General features: G+C 70.6%; 20 protein-coding genes and 1 pseudogene. 9 read left to right on the forward strand and 12 right to left on the reverse strand.

Annotated features, from left to right (window positions below):
• Window positions 1–182: 182 nt before the first annotated feature.
• The 5 genes from LX14_RS03175 (at window position 183) to LX14_RS03195 (ending at window position 5,742) form a co-directional block, all read left to right on the forward strand.
• On the forward strand, window positions 183–1,781 hold the full coding sequence (locus LX14_RS03175; protein ID WP_253645821.1) for an ABC transporter substrate-binding protein: 1,599 nt from the start codon (window positions 183–185) through the stop codon (window positions 1,779–1,781).
• Window positions 1,778–2,737 carry an ABC transporter permease gene (locus tag LX14_RS03180; RefSeq protein ID WP_253645822.1) on the forward strand — a complete coding sequence of 320 codons (960 nt, stop codon included), beginning with the start codon at window positions 1,778–1,780 and terminating at the stop codon, window positions 2,735–2,737. Before LX14_RS03175 ends, LX14_RS03180 begins: the two co-directional genes overlap by 4 nt.
• Window positions 2,734–3,627 carry an ABC transporter permease gene (locus LX14_RS03185; RefSeq protein WP_253645823.1) on the forward strand — a complete coding sequence of 298 codons (894 nt, stop codon included), beginning with the start codon at window positions 2,734–2,736 and terminating at the stop codon, window positions 3,625–3,627. The genes LX14_RS03180 and LX14_RS03185 overlap by 4 nt, the downstream gene beginning before the upstream one ends.
• On the forward strand, window positions 3,624–5,309 hold the full coding sequence (locus LX14_RS03190; protein WP_253645824.1) for a dipeptide ABC transporter ATP-binding protein: 1,686 nt from the start codon (window positions 3,624–3,626) through the stop codon (window positions 5,307–5,309). Before LX14_RS03185 ends, LX14_RS03190 begins: the two co-directional genes overlap by 4 nt.
• A gap of 61 nt (window positions 5,310–5,370) precedes the next feature.
• On the forward strand, window positions 5,371–5,742 hold the full coding sequence (locus LX14_RS03195) for an ArsR/SmtB family transcription factor (RefSeq protein ID WP_308214063.1): 372 nt from the start codon (window positions 5,371–5,373) through the stop codon (window positions 5,740–5,742).
• 92 nt (window positions 5,743–5,834) lie between these two features.
• Here LX14_RS03195 and LX14_RS03200 read toward each other — a convergent pair whose 3' ends face one another.
• Together LX14_RS03200 and LX14_RS03205 are read right to left on the reverse strand one after the other, a co-directional pair.
• Window positions 5,835–7,052 (reverse strand): cytochrome P450, encoded by a 1,218-nt coding sequence (locus tag LX14_RS03200; RefSeq protein WP_253645825.1) that lies wholly within the window; start codon window positions 7,050–7,052, stop codon window positions 5,835–5,837.
• 1 nt (window position 7,053) lies between these two features.
• Entirely contained in the window at window positions 7,054–8,418 is a 1,365-nt protein-coding gene (locus tag LX14_RS03205; RefSeq protein WP_253645826.1) for an MFS transporter, read from the reverse strand.
• A gap of 120 nt (window positions 8,419–8,538) precedes the next feature.
• On the opposite strand from LX14_RS03205, the gene LX14_RS03210 reads away from it, so the two are divergent.
• The gene (locus tag LX14_RS03210) at window positions 8,539–9,930 is read left to right on the forward strand and encodes an FAD-dependent monooxygenase (protein WP_253645827.1); all 1,392 of its coding nucleotides are present in this window, start codon (window positions 8,539–8,541) and stop codon (window positions 9,928–9,930) included.
• Window positions 9,931–9,962: 32 nt separating this feature from the next.
• On the opposite strand, the gene LX14_RS03215 is transcribed toward LX14_RS03210, so the two are convergent.
• The 9 genes and pseudogenes from LX14_RS03215 to LX14_RS03255 form a co-directional block, all read right to left on the reverse strand.
• A complete protein-coding gene (locus LX14_RS03215; protein WP_253645828.1) occupies window positions 9,963–10,631 on the reverse strand; it encodes an HAD-IA family hydrolase in 669 nt (222 codons plus the stop codon).
• Window positions 10,628–11,419: an AfsA-related hotdog domain-containing protein gene (locus LX14_RS03220; protein WP_253645829.1), complete on the reverse strand. Its 792-nt coding sequence runs from the start codon at window positions 11,417–11,419 to the stop codon at window positions 10,628–10,630. The genes LX14_RS03215 and LX14_RS03220 overlap by 4 nt, the downstream gene beginning before the upstream one ends.
• A complete protein-coding gene (locus LX14_RS03225) occupies window positions 11,419–11,616 on the reverse strand; it encodes an AfsA-related hotdog domain-containing protein (protein ID WP_253645830.1) in 198 nt (65 codons plus the stop codon). The genes LX14_RS03220 and LX14_RS03225 overlap by 1 nt, the downstream gene beginning before the upstream one ends.
• A 59-nt stretch (window positions 11,617–11,675) precedes the next feature.
• Window positions 11,676–13,082 (reverse strand): annotated as a pseudogene (locus LX14_RS03230) (ABC transporter substrate-binding protein); the annotation flags it as partial.
• Window positions 13,083–13,094: 12 nt separating this feature from the next.
• On the reverse strand, window positions 13,095–13,400 hold the full coding sequence (locus LX14_RS03235; RefSeq protein ID WP_253645832.1) for a hypothetical protein: 306 nt from the start codon (window positions 13,398–13,400) through the stop codon (window positions 13,095–13,097).
• Window positions 13,397–15,034, reverse strand: a complete 1,638-nt coding sequence (locus LX14_RS03240) for an ATP-binding cassette domain-containing protein (RefSeq protein ID WP_253645833.1) — start codon at window positions 15,032–15,034, stop codon at window positions 13,397–13,399. Before LX14_RS03240 ends, LX14_RS03235 begins: the two co-directional genes overlap by 4 nt.
• Window positions 15,031–15,885: an ABC transporter permease gene (locus LX14_RS03245; RefSeq protein WP_253645834.1), complete on the reverse strand. Its 855-nt coding sequence runs from the start codon at window positions 15,883–15,885 to the stop codon at window positions 15,031–15,033. The genes LX14_RS03240 and LX14_RS03245 overlap by 4 nt, the downstream gene beginning before the upstream one ends.
• Window positions 15,882–16,838, reverse strand: coding sequence for an ABC transporter permease (locus LX14_RS03250; RefSeq protein WP_253645835.1), 957 nt, complete (start codon window positions 16,836–16,838; stop codon window positions 15,882–15,884). The genes LX14_RS03245 and LX14_RS03250 overlap by 4 nt, the downstream gene beginning before the upstream one ends.
• The gene (locus LX14_RS03255) at window positions 16,835–17,674 is read right to left on the reverse strand and encodes a sulfurtransferase (RefSeq protein ID WP_253645836.1); all 840 of its coding nucleotides are present in this window, start codon (window positions 17,672–17,674) and stop codon (window positions 16,835–16,837) included. The genes LX14_RS03250 and LX14_RS03255 overlap by 4 nt, the downstream gene beginning before the upstream one ends.
• A 127-nt stretch (window positions 17,675–17,801) precedes the next feature.
• Here LX14_RS03255 and LX14_RS03260 point away from each other — a divergent pair, with 127 nt between their 5' ends.
• Genes LX14_RS03260 through LX14_RS03270 form a run of 3 tightly spaced genes read left to right on the forward strand, consistent with a single transcriptional unit; the run spans window position 17,802 to window position 21,021 of the window.
• Complete coding sequence (locus LX14_RS03260; protein WP_253645837.1) at window positions 17,802–18,740, forward strand: sulfurtransferase; 939 nt, start codon at window positions 17,802–17,804, stop codon at window positions 18,738–18,740.
• A complete protein-coding gene (locus tag LX14_RS03265; RefSeq protein WP_253645838.1) occupies window positions 18,710–20,020 on the forward strand; it encodes an NtaA/DmoA family FMN-dependent monooxygenase in 1,311 nt (436 codons plus the stop codon). The genes LX14_RS03260 and LX14_RS03265 overlap by 31 nt, the downstream gene beginning before the upstream one ends.
• Window positions 20,017–21,021: an LLM class flavin-dependent oxidoreductase gene (locus tag LX14_RS03270; RefSeq protein ID WP_253645839.1), complete on the forward strand. Its 1,005-nt coding sequence runs from the start codon at window positions 20,017–20,019 to the stop codon at window positions 21,019–21,021. The genes LX14_RS03265 and LX14_RS03270 overlap by 4 nt, the downstream gene beginning before the upstream one ends.
• Before the next feature lie 61 nt (window positions 21,022–21,082).
• On the opposite strand, the gene LX14_RS03275 is transcribed toward LX14_RS03270, so the two are convergent.
• A complete protein-coding gene (locus tag LX14_RS03275; RefSeq protein ID WP_253645840.1) occupies window positions 21,083–22,447 on the reverse strand; it encodes an aminotransferase class I/II-fold pyridoxal phosphate-dependent enzyme in 1,365 nt (454 codons plus the stop codon).
• Between the last annotated feature and the right edge of the window lie 120 nt (window positions 22,448–22,567).

Consider the following 22,567-nt stretch of genomic DNA (forward strand, 5'->3'; position numbering starts at 1 on the left):
AGCAGTCTGCGCTGCTCGAACCGGGCCACCCGACCACGGCTCGTCCGTGAGCGTCGACGTTTCGAGTCGTCATGATCGAAACACGCTGCTCACCAGGGTTTTCGACTGATGCCATGGGTAGCGTGACCGCTACCCGGACGGCCCGATCGCCGAAAAACCGCTCCCACACGAAAGCAATCGACGTGACGACCACTCCCCTCACCACCGGCTTCGACCGGCGTTCCTTCCTGCGCGGCTCCGCGGTCGCCGCGATGGCGATCTTCGGCACCGCTGTCGCGGCCGGATGCTCGTCGGCGGTCGACGAGGCATCGTCGGCCGGCGACGCGTCGGCCACGCCGAAGCGCGGCGGGACGCTGAAGGCCGGCATCCCCCTGGACGTCGTGCCGGCCAACTTCCTCACCAACACGGCCGGCGCAACCACCGTCATCGGCCTGGCCTACGACAGCCTCGTCCGCTACCCGAACGACAAGCTCGAACCGCAACCGCTGCTGGCGAAGTCGTGGCAGCTGTCCTCCGACGGACTGTCCCTGACCCTCGAGCTGCGGGACGACGTCACCTTCCACAGTGGGCGGGCCTTCACGTCGAAGGACGCCGAGTTCTCCCTCAGGACATACGCCGACCCGAAGTGGACGGCCCAGCTGCGCAGCACCGCGGCGGCGATCACCTCCTACGACACGAGCGATCCCCATCGCCTGGTGCTGCGTTTCGCGCACCCGCTGGGAAACATCTACGACCTGCTCGACACGGTCCCCGTCCTCGACAGCGAGTCGCTGGACAAGCTCGCCGCCGGCGAGGCGTTCATCGGCACAGGGCCGTTCAAGCTCACCAGCCGGACCCCGAACAGTTCCCTGACGTTCGAGCGCAACGAGAAGTACTTCCTCGCCGACCGGCCCTACCTCGACCGGGTCGAGGTGTCGATCGTCAAGGACTCACAGGCACTGCTCAACTCGTTGCGGTCCGGGCAGGTCCAGAGCGCGTTCAACCTGAACTACCGGGATGCGCAGAACCTCTCGAAGGACAACGGTTTCCGGACGATCACCTTCGACGGGGCAGAGCTGCAGATCTACGTCGGTGCGAACGTCACGAATCCCGCGCTCGCGGACGTCCGGCTGCGTCAGGCGATCGCGTACGCCCTCGACCGTGAGCGGGTGATCTCGGAGGTCTTCCGCGGTTACGGCTACACGATCAACGCGCCGTGGCCCAAGGCGTCGCCCGCGTTCGAGGCGGGTCGCAACGAGACCTACGCGCTGAACACCGAGCGGGCGAAGCAGTTGGTGTCCGCGGTCGGTGGTGTCCGCGCACCGCTGCCGCTCACGTACCAGGCCAACAACCCGTACTACGCGGCCACCGCCCAGATCGTCCAGGCGAACCTCGCCGCCGTGGGCATCCCGGTCACCCTCGACCCGGTCGAGCCGGCGGTGTTCGTGAAGCAACTGATCGGCGCGCAGTTCCCGGGTCTGTGGGTGACTTTCCACTCCTGGGCGCAGTACACACCGTCCACCCTCGCGACCAGCGCCTACCCGTTCAACGCCACGAAGAACGCCTCGCGCTTCACCTCGGCCGCCTACACCTCGGCGGCCGACTCCGCGTGGAAGATCGTCGACGGTACGGGCGCGGAAGCGGTCTCCCGGTACAAGGCGATCACCGACGAGTTGCTGAAGGACCTCTTTCTCATCGAGATCGGTGTGACCTTCAACCAGCTGGTGACGTCGGCGTCGGTGCACGGGGTGCGGTGGACGAAGCGGTCGGAACAGGTCTACACCGACGCGTTCATCTCATGACCTCCTACGTCCTGCGCCGGCTGCCGTCGGCCGTGGTCGTGCTCGTCGGCGCCTCCGTCCTGATCTTCGCGGTGATCCGGCTCGTCCCCGGCGACCCGGCGTCATCGCTCGCAGGGCCGGACGCGACGCCCGAGTCGGTCGCGGCGATCCGCCACCAGCTCGGGCTGGACCGGTCGGTGGTCGCGCAGTACCTCAGCTGGGTGGGCGGTGTCCTCACCTTCGACCTCGGCACCTCGTTCGTGATCGGTGGCGACATCGGCGGGCTGGTGATCGACGGTCTCGGCAACACGCTGGCACTCGCCGTGACCGCGATCGTGCTCGCCGTGCTGCTGGCGGTGGCGGTCTCGGTCAGCACCGTCCTCTACCCCCGACGGTGGCTCACGTCGCTGTCGGCCGGTGTCAACACGGTGTCGGTCGCGTTGCCGCCGTTCGTCACCGGTGTGCTCCTGGTGCTGGTGTTCGCGGTCGCGATCCCGGTGCTCCCCGCGGGAGGCGTCCCTCCGGGCGGGTACCTCACTCGTCCCGACATCACCGTGCAGTACCTGCTGCTGCCGGCGGTGTGCCTGGCGTTGCCGGTCGCCGCGGCGTTGACCCGGTTCCTCACCGAGAGCCTGCGCACCGAACTCGGGAAGCCCTACATCGTCACGCAGCGCGCGCTCGGGGTGCGCGAGCGCGACATCGTCCTGCGCAGCGCGCTCCGGAACGCGCTCCCGTCGATGGTGACGGCCTTGGGCCTGCAGGTCGGTCAGTTGTCGGGTGGGGCGGTGCTCGTCGAAGCCGTGTTCGCATGGCCGGGTATCGGCCAGCTCATCGAACAGGGCGTCAGCCGGCGCGACTACCCGGTGGTGCAGGTCGTCCTCCTGCTGTCGGTGGCCGTGTTCGTACTCGTCCAGTTCGCCACCGACATCGTCCACGCCTGGCTCGACCCGAGAATCCATGTGGGAGCACGGACATGAGCATCGGTGATCTCGAGTCGGGCGTGGAGCAGCTCGTCGCCGACGACCTGGCCGTCGACGACACCCGCCCGCACAGGCGGGAACCGTTGTGGCGCTCGCTGACCCACGGTCAGGGCCTTGTCGGTCTGGTGCTGGTCGGCGTGATCGCGGTGGCCGGGGTCCTGGCGCCGCTACTCGCGTCGTACGACCCGCTGGCGCAGATCCCGGGCGCGAACCTCCTCGGACCGTCCGCCGACCACTGGCTCGGCACAGATCAGGTGAACCGCGACGTGGCGTCGCGTGTGCTGTACGGCATCCGCATCAGCCTGGTCATCGCGGTGCTGTCGGTGCCAGTCGGTGCGGTCGTCGGGGGTCTCCTCGGGCTCGTCGCCACCACGCATCCGCTCGCTGATGTGGTGACGCAGCGCGCCTTCGACATCGTGCTCGCGTTCCCTGCGCTGATCCTCGGCATCATGGCCGCCGCGATCATCGGCCCGGGGCAGGTGACCGTCGGCGTGGTGATCGCCGCGGCCGAGGTACCCGTGTTCGGTCGCCTCGTGCGCACCGCCGTCCTCACCGTGCGTGAACAGCCGTTCGTCGAGGCCGCCGAGGTGATCGGCGCGCGGCGCTGGTGGATCCTCCGGACCCATGTGCTGCCGAACGCGATCGAGTCGGCCGGCGTGCAGATCGCCCTGTCGCTGTCGCTCGCGGTGTTCGTCGAATCGGCCATGAGCTTCATCGGTATCGGCGTGCGCCCACCCGAGCCGTCGCTGGGGTCGCTCGTCGCCGACTCCATCCCCAACCTCGACGCGAACTACGCCTATGCGGTCGGCCCGTTGGTCGTGGTCTCGCTGCTCGTCCTCGGGTTCCTGCTCATCGCCCAGGCTCTCGGAAAGGCACGACGGTCATGACGACGCACCCGGAAACCCTGCTGCACGTCCGCGACCTCGTCGTCCGGTTCGGCGACGCCGCCCCTGTCGTCGACGGCGTCGACCTCGACGTGGACCGCGGCGAGGTCGTCGCGCTGGTCGGCGAGTCCGGGTCGGGCAAGACGCTCACCGCCCGCAGCATCCTCCACCTGCTGCCACCCGGTGCCCACGCGTCGGGCACCGTCGAGCTCGACGGGGTGTCGGTGGTCGACGCCGACGAGACCCAGCTGCGTGCACTACGTGGTGCGCGCGCCGCGATGGTGTTCCAGGAGCCGCAGACCGCGCTGGACCCGGTCCGCCGTGTCGGACGGCAACTCGTCGCAGCTCTGCGTGCGCACACCAGGATCGACAAGCGCTCGGCGCGAGCGCGTGCCGTCGAACTGCTGCAGGCGGTGGAGATCCCCGACGCGCAGCGCCGCGTCGACTTCTATCCCCACCAGCTCTCCGGTGGTCAGCGCCAGAGGGTCGTCATCGCGCTCGCCCTGGCCGGTGACCCCGACCTGCTGATCGCCGACGAACCCACCACTGCGCTGGACGTCACAGTCCAGGCGGAGATCCTCGACCTCCTGCACCGCCTGCGCGCGTCCCGGGGTCTCGCCATCCTGCTGATCACCCACAACCTCGGTGTCGTCGCCGACCTCGCCGACCGCGTCGTGGTGATGCGGGCCGGGCGGATCGTCGAGCACGCCGGTGTCGACGAGGTCTTCGCTTCCGCGACGACCCCGTACACCCGCGGTCTCGTCGCCGCGGTGCCGCGGGTCGGTGCCACACGGCACGTCGCACAGCGGGCCGACGCCGCCTCACCGAGCGAGGCTCCCGTGCTCGATGTCGCCGGCGTGACCGTCACCTACCCGGCCCGATCGGGCACCCCCGCCTTCACCGCACTCGACGACGTGTCGGTCACACTCGCCGTCGGCGAGGTGGTCGGCCTGGTCGGCGAATCCGGTTCGGGGAAGACCACTCTCGGACGTGCCGCACTCGGTCTCATCCGACCCACCACCGGGACGGTCACCCTGGACGGCCGGTCCTACGAGACCGGGTCGCGGGCCGCGCGGCGCGACCTCCGTCGGGGTGTCGCCCTCGTCCACCAGGACCCCGCCTCGTCGCTCGATCCCCGGCGCTCCGTCGCCGACAGCATCGGCGAGCCCCTGCGCGTGCACCGCGTCGCGGGCGGTGCCGACCTCGCGTCCCGGATCGACGAACTGCTCGAGGCCGTTCGCCTCCCCCGCGACTTCGGTACCCGTCGCCCGGCGGAGTTGTCGGGGGGTCAACGTCAGCGCGTGGCGCTCGCACGTGCCCTCACCCTGGCCCCGCGACTGCTGGTCGCCGACGAGCCGACCAGCGCTCTGGACGTGTCGGTCCAGGCCGCCGTGCTCGATCTCTTCGACGAACTCCGCGAGCGGTACGCGTTCGCCTGCCTGTTCATCAGCCACGACCTGGCCGTCGTCGACCGCGTCGCAGACCGTGTCGTGGTCGTCCAGCGGGGGCGCGTCGTCGAGACGGGCCGCACGGCCGATGTGTTCGACGCCCCGAAGGAGCGGTACACCCGAGAGTTGCTGAACGCGCTGCCGATCCCGGACCCTGCTGCCCAACGCGCCCGGCGCATCGATCAGTCGACGGCGACCGACGAGGTCGACCGGCGTTCGACGACTCGCGTCGCCTGACCGTCTGGGGCGAAGCACGTCCACTCATGCCCGCGAGAGCACCCGCCCGGGTGTAGGTACGATGAACATCGTCACTGTCGCGAGGGAGAGGGACGTCATGGCCGACGCCGACGGGCATCCGGATCTCGACGAGTTCGACCTGTCGGCGGTGCTCCACGCCCTCGCCGACGACAACCGTCGCAGCGTGATCGCCCAACTCGCCGAGGAACCCACGGGGGCGGAGCAGTTCTGCAGCGTGTTCGGTCTGCCCTGGGCGCCGTCGACCCGCACCCACCACTTCCGGGTGTTGCGCACCGCCGGCCTGATCTGGCAGCGCGACGTCGGCAACGGACGCATGACCCGTCTGCGTCGCGACGACATGGACACCGTCTTCCCCGGACTCCTCGACGCGGTGCTGACCGCGGACGCGGCGAACCGCCCGAAGGTCGCCTGACCCCGACGGGATCGACGACCCCCGGGCGGGGCCTGGACGACTGAGTGACAAGACGGTCGTGACCGGACGCGGTCGCCCTCAGACCACGACCGTCACCAGGTGACGGGCAGCGCCAGCGGGCGGTGGACGAGAATGCCGGTGTCCCAGGCGATCTCCCCAGGATCCACGGCCAGCCGCAGACCGGGGAGATCGGTCACGAGTCGCCGAACGGTCTCCGTGATCTCCATCCGCGCGAGGGCCGCGCCCATGCAGTGGTGCATGCCGTAGCCGAACTGCAGGTGGCGGCGTCCCTGCCGGGTCACGTCGATCACCCACGGATCGGGGTAGACGGCGGGATCCCGGTTGGCCCGGTGTGCGTCGGCGTAGACCACATCGCCGGGGTGCAACGTCCCGTGCTCGAGCGTCACCTCGCGGGTCGCAACTCGGGGGAACGTCGAGATGCGGCCCAGTGGCAGCAGTCGGAGGAACTCCTCGACCACCGCCGGGATCGACTCCGGCTGCGCCACCAGGTGGTCCCACAGCTCAGGACGGGAGAGGGCCACGTAGGCGATCTTGCCGATCACCGATAAGACGTTCTGGTCGCCGCCCACGATCGATCCCAGCAGGATCGCTGTGTACTCCTCGTCGGTGACCGGCGGTGACACGGAGTCCCGCGCGGCGAGGAGATCGCTGATGAGGCCGGGCTCGACCTCCCGGCGCCCGGCCACCAGGTCGCCGATGTAGCCGTACAGCGTCCAGAAACTCTCGAGCAGCGCGGGGACGTCGGCGTCGTCGGCGATCTGCATCTCCCGGGACAGCGCCCGGAACCCCGGGACGTCCGAGCGGGGGATGCCGAGGAAGTCGACATTGACCCCGATGGTCAACGGGTCCAGTAGCGTGCCCATCAGATCGGCCCCACCGGCGTCCCGGTCGGTCCGAAGCTGCTCGATCGCATCGTCGAGGGCACGGTTCACGCTCGGAACCCGACGCGCGACGGCCGCGGCACTGTAGGACGACCCGACGAAACCCTTGAGCCGCCCGTGATCCGGGTGATCGAGGTTGAGGAGCATCTCGGTGGGCATGATCGTCGGCAGGAACGTGGGCCCGTCGTCGACGTTCGTCTCCGCCCGCGCGAAGCTGACGTCGGTGAGCACCTGGTGGACGTCGCGGTACGACGTCAAGTGTACGGCCCGGTGGCCGCTGGGCAGCTGCACCTGCGGCAGGCCTCCCGCCGACGTCTCGTCGAGGGGGACGGTCATCCCTGGGGGGTGGAGTCCGGGGAGGTCCCGGACGTCCACCCGGGCTCCTGTGGCTGCGGTCGACACGGTCATCTCATCCTCCTGCTGTGGTTGTCCCGTCACCGGCGGCGACGGACGAACGGCGACGGATCGCCAGGATCGCGACGGTGACGATCACCAGCAGAGCGATGAGGATCGCGACGGTCGTCGCGAACGCGTGCTGGTAGACGTCGGGGTGGCCGTACTGGCCGGCAGCGGTGTCGTCGGCGGCGGCGCCGGACAACCGGCTGCCGACGACGGCCGAGATGACGACGGCGTATCCGGCCACGAACACCGCCTCGCTGCCGATCCGGAAGAAGTTGAGCAACCCTGCCGCCGTCCCGGTCTTCTCCTCCGGGACGACCGACAGCGCGTGCCCGTCGACGAGACCGATCGGCAGTCCGAAGCCCAGGCCCAGGAACACCATCGGGACGAGGATCCACAGCACCGATTGCCCCTGCGTGAGGAGCAGGATCCCGGCGTTGCCGACGATCAGCGCGATCAGGCTGGCCACGACCACCGCCCCGGCGGTGAGCGCGCGGATGCGGGTGACGAGCTGCGCCACCAGCAGCGGCGTGACGAGGACCGGGATGGTCATCGCGAGCATCACCAGACCGGACCGTCCGGCGTCGAGATCCTTGATGCCGCTCAACGCGCTGGGCAGATAGGTCAGCAGGGTGACGAAGCCGATGGAGCCCGCGACCGGGACGAGGCACATGGCCAGGAACTCCCGGTTGCGCAGCAGACCGATGTCGAGGATCGGGCCGCCGGCCGCCCCCCGCGCGGGACGCACCGCGGGCAGGACACGCGACCCGACCGCCGCGGCAGCGAGGATCACGGCGTGGACGACGAAGACGCCGCGCCAGTCGACCGCCGCCACGAGAGCGCCGGAGATGGTGGGACCCAACGCCAGTCCGAGACCGTTGACGGTGCCGAAGATCGCGAAGGCGTGCGTGCGGCGGGCGCCGTCGTAGGCGCTGGAGATCAGTGAGCTCGAGCCGGTGAGGATGGCGGCGGCGCCGACACCGGCGACGACGCGGCCGATGTCGAGCAGGGCCAGATTCGGGGCCAGGGCGCTCAGGACACTGCCCAGGGTGACGGCGATCGACCCCAGCGTGAACGTCTGCCGGTGACCGATGCGGTCGCTCAGCGCACCCCAGACCAGGGTGGCGAGTGCGAACGCGACGTTGAACCCGTTGACGACCCATTGCAGCGCGGTCGGGTTCGACCCGAGGTCCTCGGAGATGCGCGGCAGCGCGATGGCCGTGCCCGCGATGGCTGTCGGTGTGACGAACTGTGCCGCCAGGACGATCGGTAGCGTCCACCGGCTCGGCGGGTCCTGCGACGGAGCTGTCGGTGTATGTGGTGTCGCGGCCGGCCCGGTCGCGTCGACCGGCGTCTCGGTGCTCGATGAGGACACGGCTCTTCCTTCCGTCGGCGGTACCGCGCTGTGGGCGGCATCGCTATGGCTCTCGTAGGTACGACTCTTATAGTAGGTACTACGAGCGTCGGTGCAAGCGTTGGAGGAACGAGGAGTCGAATGCCCCATCACGAACAGCGGGTGGAGATCGCGGTCGTCGGAGGCGGCCCGGTCGGCATGTGCATCGCGGCCGAGCTGGCGCTGGCGGGCCGCAGGGTGACGGTGATCGAGACCCGGACCCAGGTCGACGAGCGTCCGCGCGCCGGGACCGTGCACGCGCGGTCGCTCTCCCATCTCGCACGGCGGGGATACATCCCATCCCGCCGAGCGGACGAGATCGTCTCCGGCGCAGACCGCGTGGTGACGACCCCGTTCCAGTTCGCCGCGCAACCGGTGCTGACCATCAGCGCGCCCGCCGTCGAACCCGCCCCAATCGCGGGTATCCCGCAGGCCCGCCTCGAGGCCGCGTTCGAGCAGCGCGCGCGGGCACTGGGTGCCACGATCCTGCGGGGACACACCGTCTCCGATCTCCGGGTCCACGACGACGGCGCCGAACTCGACGTCACCCCTGACCGTCTCGACGCCGACACGACCGTCCTGCGCGCCGACTGGGTGGTCGGCGCCGACGGTGCCCGCGGGATCGTCGCGCGTCACGGCGACTTCGGGGCGACGACTTATCCCGCCACCATGAACGCGATCGCGGGCCTCGCGGTGGTCGGCGACCCGGCACCGCCCCCGGGATGGTTCCCCACCGACGGCGGATGGACGCTGCACAACCCCAATTCCTCCGGGGCCGCCCGCGTCATCGCCCTCGACTTCTCCGGCCCCCTCGCCGACCGGTCCACACCCGACGAGTCCGAGTTCCGGGCCCGCGTGGCGTCGATCCTGGGCCGCGACCCCGGCCTGTCGCAGATCTCGCACCTGACCCGGTTCAGCGACTTCGGCCGTCACCGCACCCGCATGCGGGACGACCGCCTGGTGGTCGTCGGCGACGCCGCACACGTCCACTACCCCCTCGGGGGGCAGGGCCTGAACACCGGCATGCAGGACGCGTTCACGCTCGGATGGCGCCTGGCACAGGTGATCCGCGGCGGACTCGACGTCGATGTCCTCGACGAGTGGTCGCGATCGCGGGTGGCCGTCGCCGGCACCGTCGTCGCCAACACGGTCCTTCAGGCGCGGATGATGAACCCTGCGGACACGGCGACGCGTGACGCCATGCTCGCCATGCTCGCGGTCCCCCGGGTTCATGACGCGGTGGCCGAGATGATCAGCGGGCAGTTCCAACCGGGCTTCCAGACCGACCTCGTGGTGGAGACCGGGTCGGGGGACACGTACACCCTCGCCGACCTGCTGCGCGCCGGTCGCCCCGTCGCGATCGTCCCCGACGACACCGTGGAGCCACCGACACACCTCCCGGACACCCGAGTGATCGTGGGGAAGGTGACACCGGAGCAACCGTGGGTCGCCGCCGTGATCGCACCCGACGGCTACCTCGCCGCCGCCGTGTGACAGCGGCGAGGTGCCGATCCGGGAACCGGTCGTCACACCGCGAGCGCACCCACCGCCGCGCGGACCTCGGCGACGGCCGACGCGGTGTCGGTGAAATGGATGGCCCGCCAACCCGCCGCCCGAGCCGCCGCACAGTTCTCGGCGAGATCGTCGACGAGGATGTTGTCCTCCGGCCGCACGCCGTTGCGCTCTGCGGCGAGGGCGAAGATGGCCGGATCGGGCTTGCGCACGCCCACGCGACACGAGTCGACGAGATCGGTGACGACGTCGTCTAGTCCGACCATGGGCCGCCAGTACGGCTCCCACTCGACGACGTTGTTGGACAGGATCCCCACCTGCACACCGGCGTCGAGCAGCTCCACCGCCAGATCACGGATGCCGGCGTTCACGACGTGACCGTCGAACCACTGGCGGCCGAAATCGGGCTCACTGCGCGACAGGTCGAGATCGGGACGCTCGGCACGAATCGCGTCGTGCAGCTGGGTCACCCACGTCCGCTCGTCGACGACGGCGAGTTCGATCGCGGCCAGCGGGGGCAGACCGGACTGCGCGCCGACGGTTTCGATGGCCCGTTTGAGCACGGCGACAGGGATACCCGTGACCTGCTCGTACCGCAGGAAGAGCTCGTCGAGCGGTGGCGACAGGACGCCGCCGAAGTCGAACCAGACGAACGGCGACCCGCCGACCGGACGCGCGGTCACTGGACCATCGTCGCGACGTCCGCGCCCAGCAGGCTCAGGTGGACGTCGCCGCGTGCGATCACGTCGTCGCCCTGCTGCAGCCGGACAGCGGCGGTCGCTCCGCCGACGCCGTCGGGTTCCACGGTCGCGCGGGCCTCGGTGGGCCGTTCGAACTCACCGAACGCGGTGAACTCCATCTGCAGGCGGTGCATCACCATGCGGCTCGTGTCGAGTCCGAGGGTGACGTTCGCCGACGCCATCGCGATCTGGCGTGCCGCCTCGAACTGCAGCATCCCCGGGACGTGGTCGAGAGCGTGGTCGAACAGCGACGGGTGGTCGGTGTCGATGATCGTCAGGGCACGCAGCTCGGTCCCCTCGAGCTCGGGGTTGGCGAGGATGGCGTTGCGCGGGTTGTGCCGTCCCACCGAACCGGGACGCATCCGCGCGACGTGCAGTGCAGCCGGGATGCGGTGCTGCGGGGGCAGACCCAGCGCGTCACGACCCCGGACACGGATGCGCTCCCACACGGTCGACGGCATCCACTGGTACGTCATCGCCTCGCGTGCGGCGAGGCGGCCCTCGATGGTGGCCGACATCTCGAGCGTCAGACCGATCACCTGCCCGTCACGCTTCTTCTCGACGACGACATGGGCGTCGATGACGCAGTGCCCGGGGCACGCTCCGATTCGCAGCGTCGCGGCGTCGAGGATCTCGAAATCTGCCGCCCCGAAGACGAACTTCTCCGTGCGCGCCACACCGAGGAAGGTGTGGGCGTAGTAGATGGCGACCTGCCGGAACACCTCCACCATCAACAGCGGGTCGTAGGTGGCGGACGCACCGCGGTGTCGCTGAAGTAGGAGTGGTTGCGGGGCAACTGCGCCGCGAACACGGCGCCGTCGGCCGTCGGCTGGGCGTCGGTGAGGAACACCTCGGCGATCGACTGCCGGTGGACGATCCCCCGCGGGATGTTCCGGTCGAAGGTGAGGGGTTCGAGTACTGCGGTCATCGTGCACCTCTTTCATGAGTCGGTCGAGCTGGATCGATCGGTCGTGCAGGGGTTCTGGATCACTCGGTCCGGACGGCGATGTCGTAGGACCATCCGTTCGCGACGTTGCGAGGCGGGTCGAACAGGGTCGAGAGGCCATGGACGGCCGACGTCGCCGCGACGCTGTTGCGATCGGTGAACAGCGGGATGGCGACGTTCTGCGACAGGATCCGGTCGTCGACGCGGGCGAAGAGCTCCGCACGTCGTGTGGTGTCGGTGGCGGTGGTCGCGTCGACCAACCAGCGATCGACCTGCGGGTCGGACAGTTTCGATCCCCCGACGATCGACCCGAGGGTGATGCCGTCGAGCTGCCCGTATTTCAGGTCGGGGGTCGTCGACCCGAACGCGCGGTTGAGCTGCAGCGACAGGTCCAGGCCGCCCACCTGTCGGGGGAACGCCTGATAGTCGTTGCGCGCCAACAGGTCGTACACCTGCGCGTTCTCGACGTACTGCAATCGCAGGTCGATGCCGAGGTCCTGTCGCAGTTCGGCCTGCCACGCCTTGAGGACGTCGTCGAGGGGGTAGGTCGGCGTGGTGGCCAGCAGCGTCAGCCGCAGCGGCGCACCCGAGGCGTCCACCCGGAAGTCCTGTCCCGACCGGGCCGTCCATCCCGCCTGGTCGAGAAGCCGGCGGGCCCCGTCGGGGTCGGCTGCCCGTGCCTGTGCCTCCTTCCCGTGGTACTTGCTGTCCGACGGGATGAGGCTGTGCGCGCGTTGCTGGGTGCCCCGGGTGACCGAGGTGATGAGCGCGTCGAGGTCGACACCCTCGGCGACCGCCTGGCGGACGCGGGGATCCCGTGTCGCCCCGTCGGTGACGTTCAGCATGACGACCGTCGGCGACGCGACCGAGCCGACTTGGTCGTACTGAAAATTGCTTTGCCCCTTGAACAGCCCGATGTCGGTGGCCTTGACCGTCGCGATCGCGTTCACCTCGCCGCTGCGCAGCAGACCCGCGCGGGTGGATCCCTCGGGCACGTACTTCACCACCAGCGAGTCGACGTATGCGGCGCCGGTGTGCGTCGCCGTCGTCGGACCCCACCGGTAGTCGGCGTTCTTGCGGAAGCGGATCTCCTGACCCGGTACCACACGGTCGATCACGAACGGACCCGACCCGACGAGCCCGGTGCCGGCGGTCAGCGTCGCCTTGTCCGCCTGCAACGACCGCGGCGCCACGATGGCACCGCTCAGACCGGCCAGGGTCGAGAGGAAGTCGGCGCGGGGCGACGACAACGAGATGCGGACCTTGTAGGGCGCGACCACATCGACGGCGGTGACACTGGAGTACTGCAGTGTGCCCAGGGTCGTCCACGACGGGTAGGCCGGGTCGCGCAACCGATCGAGCGTCGTCTTCACCGCAGCGGCGTCGAGCTTCTCGCCGTCGTGGAATGTCACGTCCTCGCGAAGCGTGAAGTCGTAGGTCTTGCCGTCGGGCGAGACCGTTCAGGCGGTCGCGAGCCACGGGTGGAAGTTCTCCGACGCGTCCTCCGAGACGAGGCTGTCGTAGACGTTCCGCAGCACCTGCGATGCGTCGAACGACGCGCCGTAGTGCGGGTTCAATCCACGCTCGGGGTAGTTGTCGAGCGCGATCGTGAAGGTGCCGCCCGCGGCCGGTCGACCGGTCGGCCCGCCTCCCCCCGAATCGGGTTCGGGGTCTGAGGCACAGGCTGCGGCCACCGTCACCAGCGCGATGATCAACGCGAGCGCACGCGCTCGGCGTGGCAGGGAATGTCGGACGTGGGGGGTCACGGGGTCACCTCTCGGGTGTTGGTGTGGCGGCTCGTCGCGACCTCCAGGGAGGGGATCGCCGCGAGAAGGGCACGGGCACGGTCGGATCGCGGCCGGCGGAAGACGTCCTCGGTGGGGCCGGACTCGACCACCTGTCCGGCGTCGAGGACGAGAGTCCGATGGCACAACTGCCGAACAACCGCGAGATCGTGGGAGATGAACAGGACGGCGAGTCCGTCGGACGCGAGATCGCCCAGCAGGGTGAGAATCTGCGCCTGGACGGAGATGTCGAGGGCGGAGACGGGCTCGTCACACACGAGCAGTCGGGGACGGGAGGCGATGGCCCGTGCGATGTTCACCCGCTGTCGCTGACCGCCGGACAGTTCCCGGGGGTGGCGGTCGACGACGGAGGCCGGGAGATGTACCCGGTCGAGGAGTTCGAGGACCGTGGTACGGCGTCCGGCGCGGTCGGGTACGACCGTCGCGACGCTCTCGCCGATGAGAGCCCCGACGTCGTACCGGGGATCGAACGACCCGAGCGAATCCTGTGCCACGAGGCCGATCTCGCCCGGTCGGGTGTGCACACCGTCGCGGCTGTCGTCGTCGCGGAATCGCAGCGAGCCGGCCTGCGGCGCGAGCAGTCCGGTGACGACCTTCGCGACGGTCGACTTGCCTGACCCCGACTCGCCCACGACCCCGAGCACCTCGCCTGGGTGGATCGCGAAGGAGACGTCACGGATCCCGCCGACCGTCGCGCGACCGACCCGGTAGCCGACGGTGAGGTCCGACGCCTCGACGACCGGCGCACCCGTCGGCTCGATCGGGGCGGGTGCCGCCGCGCGGGGCACCGCGGCGAGCAGGGAGCGGGTGTGGGAGTGGGCCGGTCGGTCGATCACCTCGCGCACCGGGCCCTCCTCGACGACGCGGCCGTGGTGCATGACGACGACGCGGTGCGCGATCTGTGAGACGACGGCCAGATCGTGGCTGACGACGATGACCGCACGCCCCTGCGCGGCCTGATCCACGAGCAGCGCCAGCACCTGGGCCTGCACCGTGACGTCGAGCGCCGTGGTCGGCTCGTCGGCGATCAACAGCTCCGGTCCGGCCGCGACCGCGGACGCGATGAGCGCGCGTTGTCGCTGCCCACCGGAAAGCTGGAAGGCGCGGCGCGGCAGGACCGCCTGCGCATCCGGTACGCCGACCGAGGTCAGCAGTTCGGCAGCGCGTGCGGCGCGCTCTCGACGGGGCAGATGGCGCAGCGCCTCTCCGATCTCGGCTCGGATGGTGCGCAGCGGGTCGAGTGCGGTGAGCGCGTCCTGCAGGACGAGGCCGATGTGCCTGCCGCGCAGGTCGTCCCATCGCACGCGTAGATCGTGGAGCGGATCGGAGCCGAGCACGTCGAACGCGTCGGCCTCCACCTGCGCACCGGGGCCGGCCAGCCCGGCGAGCGCCCGGGTGGTCACGGACTTGCCCGACCCGGACTCCCCGACGATTGCCAGCACCTCACCACGGCGGACGTGGAGATCGACACCGTGGACCACCGGCACCCCGCCGAAGGACACCCCCAGGTTCGCGACCCGAGCGATCACCTCAGCGACGGACTCGTCGGTCCCCGTGTCGGGCACCCGTGTGACGCCGTCGGTGGTGGCGGTCACGCCGTCACCCGATTCTCGAAGCGACGCTGGGCCGCTCGCCCGACGACAGTGGTGGCCACGACCGTCGCGGTGACCGCGACGCCCGGGAAGAACACGGCCCACCAGGCGATGCGGAGATCGTCGCGGGACTCGGCCAGCATCGACCCCCACTCCGGGGTCGGCGGCTGGGTGCCGAAGCCGAGGAAGCTCAGCGCCGCGGCACCGAGGATCGACGTCCCCAGGCCGAGGGTGACGAGCACCGGCAACGCGCCGATCGCGTTGGGCAGTACGTGCCGCAGGACGATCCGGACCCGCGACCGTGTCAGCAGGCGGGCGGCGACGACATGGTCGGCGCGCGCGACGAGCCGGGTGTCTGCGCGCATGACGCGGGCGAACCGTGGTGCGGCCGCGATGCCGATCGCCAGTACGACGTTGCCCGTCCCGCTGCCGGTGACCGCGATGAGGACCAGGGCCAGCAGGATCTCGGGGAAGGCGCCCATCAGGTCGAAGAAGCGCGACAGCAGCGTCTCGGTGACCCGGTTGCCGATGCCGGCGAGCAGTCCCAGCGGTACGCCGATCGCCACCGCGAGTGCCGTCGCGGCCGCGCCGATCGCGACCGACTGTCGCGTGCCGTGCACGACCCGGGTCCAGACGTCCCGGCCGAGCTGGTCGCACCCGAAGGGATGTGCGAGCGACGGGTGCGCATGCATCTGCGCGAGGTCGATCCGCAGCGGGTCGCCCGTCGCGAACACCGACGGCACCACCGCGGCGACGATCACCGCCGCGAGGAACGCCCCCGCGAGCGCTAGGCCGACCGGGATCCGGCGCACACGCGGCACCGCCCAGCCCTGGATCACGGGTGCCGCGCTCATCGGGCGCCCTCCTTCAGTTGCGGGTCGACGAGCGGCAGGGCGAGGTCGACGACGAGGTTCACCCCGAGGTAGACGGCTGCGGTCAGCAGTGCGACCGCGAGCACGACCGGGAGATCCTTGGCGGTGACGGCGTCGACCGTGACGGTCCCCAGCCCGGCGCGCCCGAACACCTCCTCCACGACGACCGTGCCGGTGAGCAGGCTGCTGATCGCCCACCCGGCCAGCGTCGTCGCCGGGATGAGGGCGTGACGCAGACCGTGGACGACGCGCAGTCGGATCGGACCCACACCGCGCGCCCGCGCCGTCACGGCGAACGGCTGCTCCAACGCCCGCTCGATGCCACCGCGGATGACCTGCGACAGCACGCCGGCGATGGGCAATGCGACGGTCACGCCCGGCAGAACGAGCCGCTGCAGTTCCGTCCCGGACGTCACCGGCAGGACACGCAACGTGAACGCGAACACCCAGATCAGCACCAGGCCGATCCAGAACGTGGGCGCCGACGCCGCCGACAGCTCGAGGCCGCTGACCACCCCGGCGAGGGGTCCGCGCCGGCCGGCGGTCAGCACGGCGAGGACCGGCGTCACCACCACGACGACGACCAGCGCGGTGCCGGCGAGCGTCACGGTCGACCACAGCTGGTCGCCGAACAGGATGTGGCTGACGCGGTCACCCTGGACGAACGAGTAGCCGAGGTCGCCGTGGAGGAGGTCGAGGAGGTAGCGCCCGTACTGCACGATCAGCGGACGGTCGAGACCCCACTCGTGGGCGATGCGCGCGCGCTGCGAGGAGTCGCCGCCGTCACCGGATGCCGCGGTGATGACGTCGCCGGGGGCGAGGTGCAGAGCGAGGAAGGCGACTGTGACAGCGGCCCAGGCGAGGAGCACCGCCGATCCCACCGTGGCGAGGACGCGTCGCGAACCGACGCCCCGTCGCGTCGCGAGGGCGGTCATCGCTCCACCGGCGCGCCGACGACGCTGCCCCACTCGGTCCACGACCCCTCGTAGACACGGACGGCGTGGACACCGAGCACGTCTGTCAGGTCGAGCCACCCGAGCGCCGCGCGGTGCGCGAGCCGGCAGTACAGGATGACCTCGTCTGCGCCGTCGGTCACCGGGGACACGCTGTGGCGCAGCGTCTCCCGATCACGGAGGCGGGAATCGGCGTCGAGGAGATCGAGGGCGTGCAGGTGCCGCGCGCCGGGGATCCGACCAGCGCGCACCGCGCCGTGGTCGACGGGGATCGACGGCGGAGACACCCGCGCGCCCGAGAACTCCTCGGGGGATCGCATGTCCACCACGACCGTCGTCGACGACCCCGACGCCGCCGCGACGTGTGCCCGATCGACGACCGTGGCGGGGTCGGAGGTGCCCACCGCGATCGGCTCGAGCGCGGGCGCCGAGGGCGACAGGGTGACGTCGGTGCGCGTGAGCTGTGCCAGGGCGGCCACCCCGCCGTCGAGGTACCGGAGGTCCCCGTCGAGCCCGACGACGCGGGACGCCCAGAGGACGTAGGCGGCGAACTGCGTCGGGTCGCCGGCGAGGACGATGGTCGACCCGGCACCCGCGCCGAGGTCGGCGAGCCGTCGTGCGATCACGGTGGCGTCGGCGAGCTCGCGGCGTGACTCGTGCCAGACGAGGGACCTCCAGTCGACGACCACCGACCCCGCGAGCCGACCGCGAGTCGCCGGGTCGTCGACCACCTCGACCACGACGACGGGCGCACCCTCGCGGACGGCGCGGACGAGCCAGGCGGTGTCGACGATCGACGATGTGTCGGTCGGTGCCATGTGTCCTCCACGTCCGGTTCTTTTTGTTTGCACGAGCAATGTATACAAACCGCGCGCAACGTGCGGTAACAAAATCACCGTGACCGGAATATTGTTTGCACACCCTCCGAAGCCGTACTTTTCGCCCATGACCGGACCGCGTTCGCAGCATGTGGTGTCCGCGACGGACCTGCTCACGCCCACGTCGCGCGCGACCGTGGTGCTGGACGTCCGCGTCGACCGCGAGGGCCGTCCCGACCCCGGCGCACATCACGCGGGCCGCATCCCGGGGTCCAGATTCGTCGACCTCGACCGCGACCTCGCGGGTCCACCCACGCCCGGCGGGGGTGCGCGGCCCCTTCCCCACCCGGCCGACCTGACGCGGTCGCTGCGGCGGTGGGGTGTCGGGCGCCGGACCACCGTCGTGGTCCTCGACGGGACGGCGTCCGCCGCAGCGGCCCGCGCCTGGTGGGTACTGCGGTGGGCCGGCCTCACCGACGTCCGACTGCTCGACGGCGGGTTGCGCGCGTGGGTCGCCGCAGGTGGGCCCCTCGAGACCGGCGAGGAGGTGACGACCATCGGCGCGCCTCTCGTGGACACACCAGTCGGCGACCACGTGATCGCGGTCCCCGGCGGCCTGCCCACCGTCGACACCGGCGACGTCGCCGTGCTGGCGGAGCGCGGTCTGCTCCTCGACGCTCGCCCGTCGGTCGCCTACCAGGGAGGTGAGGGCAGCCCGGGCCACATCCCCGGCGCCGTCAACGCACCCGTGTTCGACGACCTCACCCCCGACGGCACCCTGCTCCCGGACGATCGGCTGCGATGTCGCTACGCGGCACTGGGCGTCGGCACCGGGGACCAGGAGTGGCCTGTCGCGTCGTACTGCGGCAGCGGGGTCGCGGCGGCACTGCAGGTGCTGCATCTCGCGACACTGGGGGTGCGGGCCGCGCTGTACCCGGGGTCGCTGTCGCAGTGGACATCCGACCCCGCCCGACTCGTCGTCGGCGCCTGCATCACACCCCGCACCGACATCGATCCCACGAGAACGGAGTGGCCATGGTCGGCGACACCGACAGCCGCGAGGTGATCCTCAACGCGAACCTGATCCCCGGTGGCACCATCGGCAGCCCGTGGCGCCGGGCCGCAGAACCCGGGGAGCATTTCGTCTCGATCCAGCACTACCTCGACGTCGCCCGGATCGCGGAGCGCGGCCTGTTCGACGCCGTGTTCCTGGCCGATTCCCCGGACCTTCAGACCAAGGAGTGGAACGCCCCGAGCCGACTGATCGACCCGATCGTCGCGCAGTCGGTGATCTCCGCGCACACCGAGCGGATCGGTCTCATCGTCACGGCGACGACCTCGTACAGCGATCCCTATGTCCTCGCTCGTCAGCTCGCCGGGCTCGCGGCCGTGTCGAACGGCCGGGCAGGCTGGAACATCGTGGTCACCGGCGGCGACGCCGCGGCCCGCAACCACTCGATGGAACAGGCCCTCGCCAAGGCGGACCGCTACGAGAGGGCATCGGAGTTCCTCGACGTGGTCACGGCGCTGTGGGACTCGTGGACGCCGGACGCCATCGACGCGGACAAGTCCACCGGCAGGTACCTCCATCCGGGCCGGATCCACCCGATCAACCACGACGGCAAACACTTCCGAGTCGCCGGCCCTCTCAAGGCGCCGCCCCTGCGGCACGGTCGGCCCGTGCTCGTCCAGGCCGGTGCATCCACCCACGGCGTCGAGCTGGGCGCCCGTACCGCCGACGCCGTCTACACCGCCCACGTCGACGCCGACTCGTCACGGCGTCGGCGCGACGAGATCCGCACGCTCGCGCGTGCCGCCGGACGCGACCCGGACAGCGTGAAGTTGTTACCCGGGCTGATCGTCGTCCTCGCCGATTCCGAGGTCGCTGCCCGTCGGCGGCAGGACGAGCTGGCCGACCTGATCCCCGACGAGGTCCAGATCGTCAACCTCGCAGCGCGACTCGGCGTCGATCCCGACGAGCTCACACTGGATGCGCCCATCCCGTGGGATCGGGTGCCGCCGAACGACCTCTCGGGCGGTGCCCGGGGACAGCGCGCCGTCTTCCTGGAGTTCGTCCGGCGACAGGGACTCGACACCCGCGGCGCAGCACGGCTGCTCGCCGCCGGCAGCGGACATGCGACGGTGGTCGGTGGGCCCGAGCAGGTCGCCGACGTCATCACCACGTGGTTCACGACCGGCGCGTGCGACGGCTTCAACGTCATGCTCGACGAACTCCCCTCGGGGCTGCAGACGTTCGTCGACGAGGTCCTCCCGATCCTGCGTCGCCGTGGGCTGTTCCGGCACGAGTACACGTCGGACACCCTGCGCGGCCACTACGGGCTGTGACCGCGATCGCAGACGACCGGGCCGCCACGGTGCGCGCCCGGTCGCTGTTCCTGCAGCTGCGGGCGGGACGTCCGACACGGGAGATCTACCGCCGCGTCGTCGACCTGTCCGTCGTGGCCGAGGACCTGGGGTTCACGTCGATCTGGTTGGCCACCCGCCATTTCGGGGCGCATCACGCGGCGGCGCCGACGGCGTTCCCCATCCTCGCGGCGGTCGCCCAGCACACCCGACGCATCAGGCTCGGCACCGCAGTGGTCGCGCTGCCGTTCGAGAACGCCGTACGGCTCACCGAGGATGCCGCCGTCACCGACCACCTCGTCGACCGACGTCTCGAACTGGGCGTCGGGAAGGGTCTGGGGTTCGGTCACTCCGCGTCGGCGTACAGCGCGTTCGGGCTGTCGGTGGACGACCGGGAAGCGCTGTACGACCGGCGCCTCGCCGAACTCCACGACCTGCTCGCCACTGGGCTCGTCGACGGTGGTGTGCCGATCTGCCCGTCACCGACCGACATCCGCGGTCGGGTGTGGCAGTCGACCGGCAATGCGGACACCGCACGACGGGCGGGTGCGGCCGGGGACGGTCTCCTGCCCCATCCCGGGTCGGAGGCCGGACGGACCACAGGGATCGAGGCCGTCGTGGGGGCATACCTGGAGACCGCTGACGCGGCGACGGCCCGTGTCGGTGTGACGCTGGGCGTGCTGCCCGGCGTGATCGAGGACCTGCTCGACATCGACCGCGTGCTCAGCCCCGACTACTACTCCGGCACCACCGCCGCCAGCGATCCCGGTCGATTCCTCGGCGACGCCCGGGTCGCCCACGGATCCATCGACGAGGTCGTCACGACGATCACCCGCACCCAGGCTCCCGAGCGGGCGACGGAGTGGTTGTTCTCGGTGCCGCTCACGCTCGAACACCCTGCCTACGTCGACACCCTGCACACCATCGCGACGTCCCTCGCACCGGCGCTCGACGACGCCGTCGCCGCCGTAGACCGTCGCTGAAGTCGACCGCCGCTGACGCGCCCCAGCCGCCGGGGAGTCCGCCCCGAGGCCGCCGGCCGGGTCAGTCGAGGAACTCGCGATGGACCGCCGATGCCGCTGCGGCGATCTGATCGGCGAGGTCCCCGATGGCCGAGACGTCGTCGGGGAGTTGAGGTACCGCGATGCGGAGCAGCCCGGTCCCACTGCCGACGAACGACCGCGCGCCGCTGCCGACGTTCACGCCGCGGCGCGCGAGTTCGAGCATCGCGCCGGTCTCGTCACGGACCTCGGCCCAGACCACGAGACTGTTCGGCCCCGACGACGCGGTGATGCCGCGGTCGGCGAGCGCCGACACCAGGGCCGTCCGCCGTCGGTCGTAGTGCTCGCGCGCGGAGGCGACGACCTCGGCGGCCGACGGGTCCGCGACGAGATGGGCCAACGCGTTCTGCAGGATCCGGCTGTTCGCGGCGATCCCGTGGACCCGCAGTCGGATCGCCTGGTCGACCACGGTGGCGGCACCGCCGATGACGCAGGTCTTGATGTCCATGCCGAAGGCCTTGCAGTAGCTGCGCACCCGGACCGTCCGGTGCGGCAGCCGATCCCCCAACGACGGCGCCTGCGCCACCGCCAGCGGTCCGACCGCGTCGTCCTCGACGATCCACGGGGTGTGCCCGGCGTTCTCGATCACGTCGGCCAGTGCGTCCGCTCGCTCCTTGTCCAGCACCCCACCGGCCGCGTAGGCGCCCTCGGGCTGCAACACCACGACCGTGGGACCCAGTGCCAGGGCGGCGGCGAGCGATTCCGGACGGGCACCGTGATCGTCGGACTCGATCCCCACCACCCGGTATCCGACCGCCTCCAGCGTGTCCAGGAAACCCGGGATGATGGGCTCCTCCACGGCGACGAGGTCACCGGGCGACGCGGCCGCCTCGACGGCGAGCAGGAGCCCCTCGGAACCGCCGCCGGCGGCGACATAGGACTCGGCCGCGAACGGCCAGTCCCGCTGGACGGCGTCTCGCAGCCGATCGGTGATGTAGTCGCGGCGCGGCCGGTTCAGCTGGTCGGTCCGGAGACCGGCCAGGATCGCCGGCGCCAGATCCGGCTGCAGCGAGTAGTCGGGACTCCCGGTCAACAGATCGCGGTCGGCCCAGCCTCGATTGCGCTCCGCACCGTCGGCGGGACCCGCCACGACGGTGCCGCCGCGGCGGTTCGTGTCGATGAGTCCGGCACGCCGCAACTCCGCCCACGCGCCGACGATCGCCCGACTGCTCAGGTGCGATCCATGCGTCAGGTCGCGGATGGTGGGCAGCCGCGCACCCTCCGGCAGCCGACCGTCGCGGATGAGTGCCGTGACCTCCTCACGGATGTCGTCGGCGGTGTGGATGTCGTCCCGGGACAGGGCATGGAAGACCATCTCGGCCGGGTCCCGGACATCCGCGTGCGACACACGTCCACTGTAACCCCGGTCACGAGTAACAGAACGCTATTTGTGCACACGAGCGCGATAACACATCCCAGACGGCCCACCACCTACGGCGTGGCTTCCCACACCCTGATCGCGAGGAGG

Origin of the sequence: Williamsia deligens (assembly GCF_024171765.1) — a bacterium.
In the GTDB taxonomy this organism is placed as follows: domain Bacteria; phylum Actinomycetota; class Actinomycetes; order Mycobacteriales; family Mycobacteriaceae; genus Williamsia_A; species Williamsia_A deligens.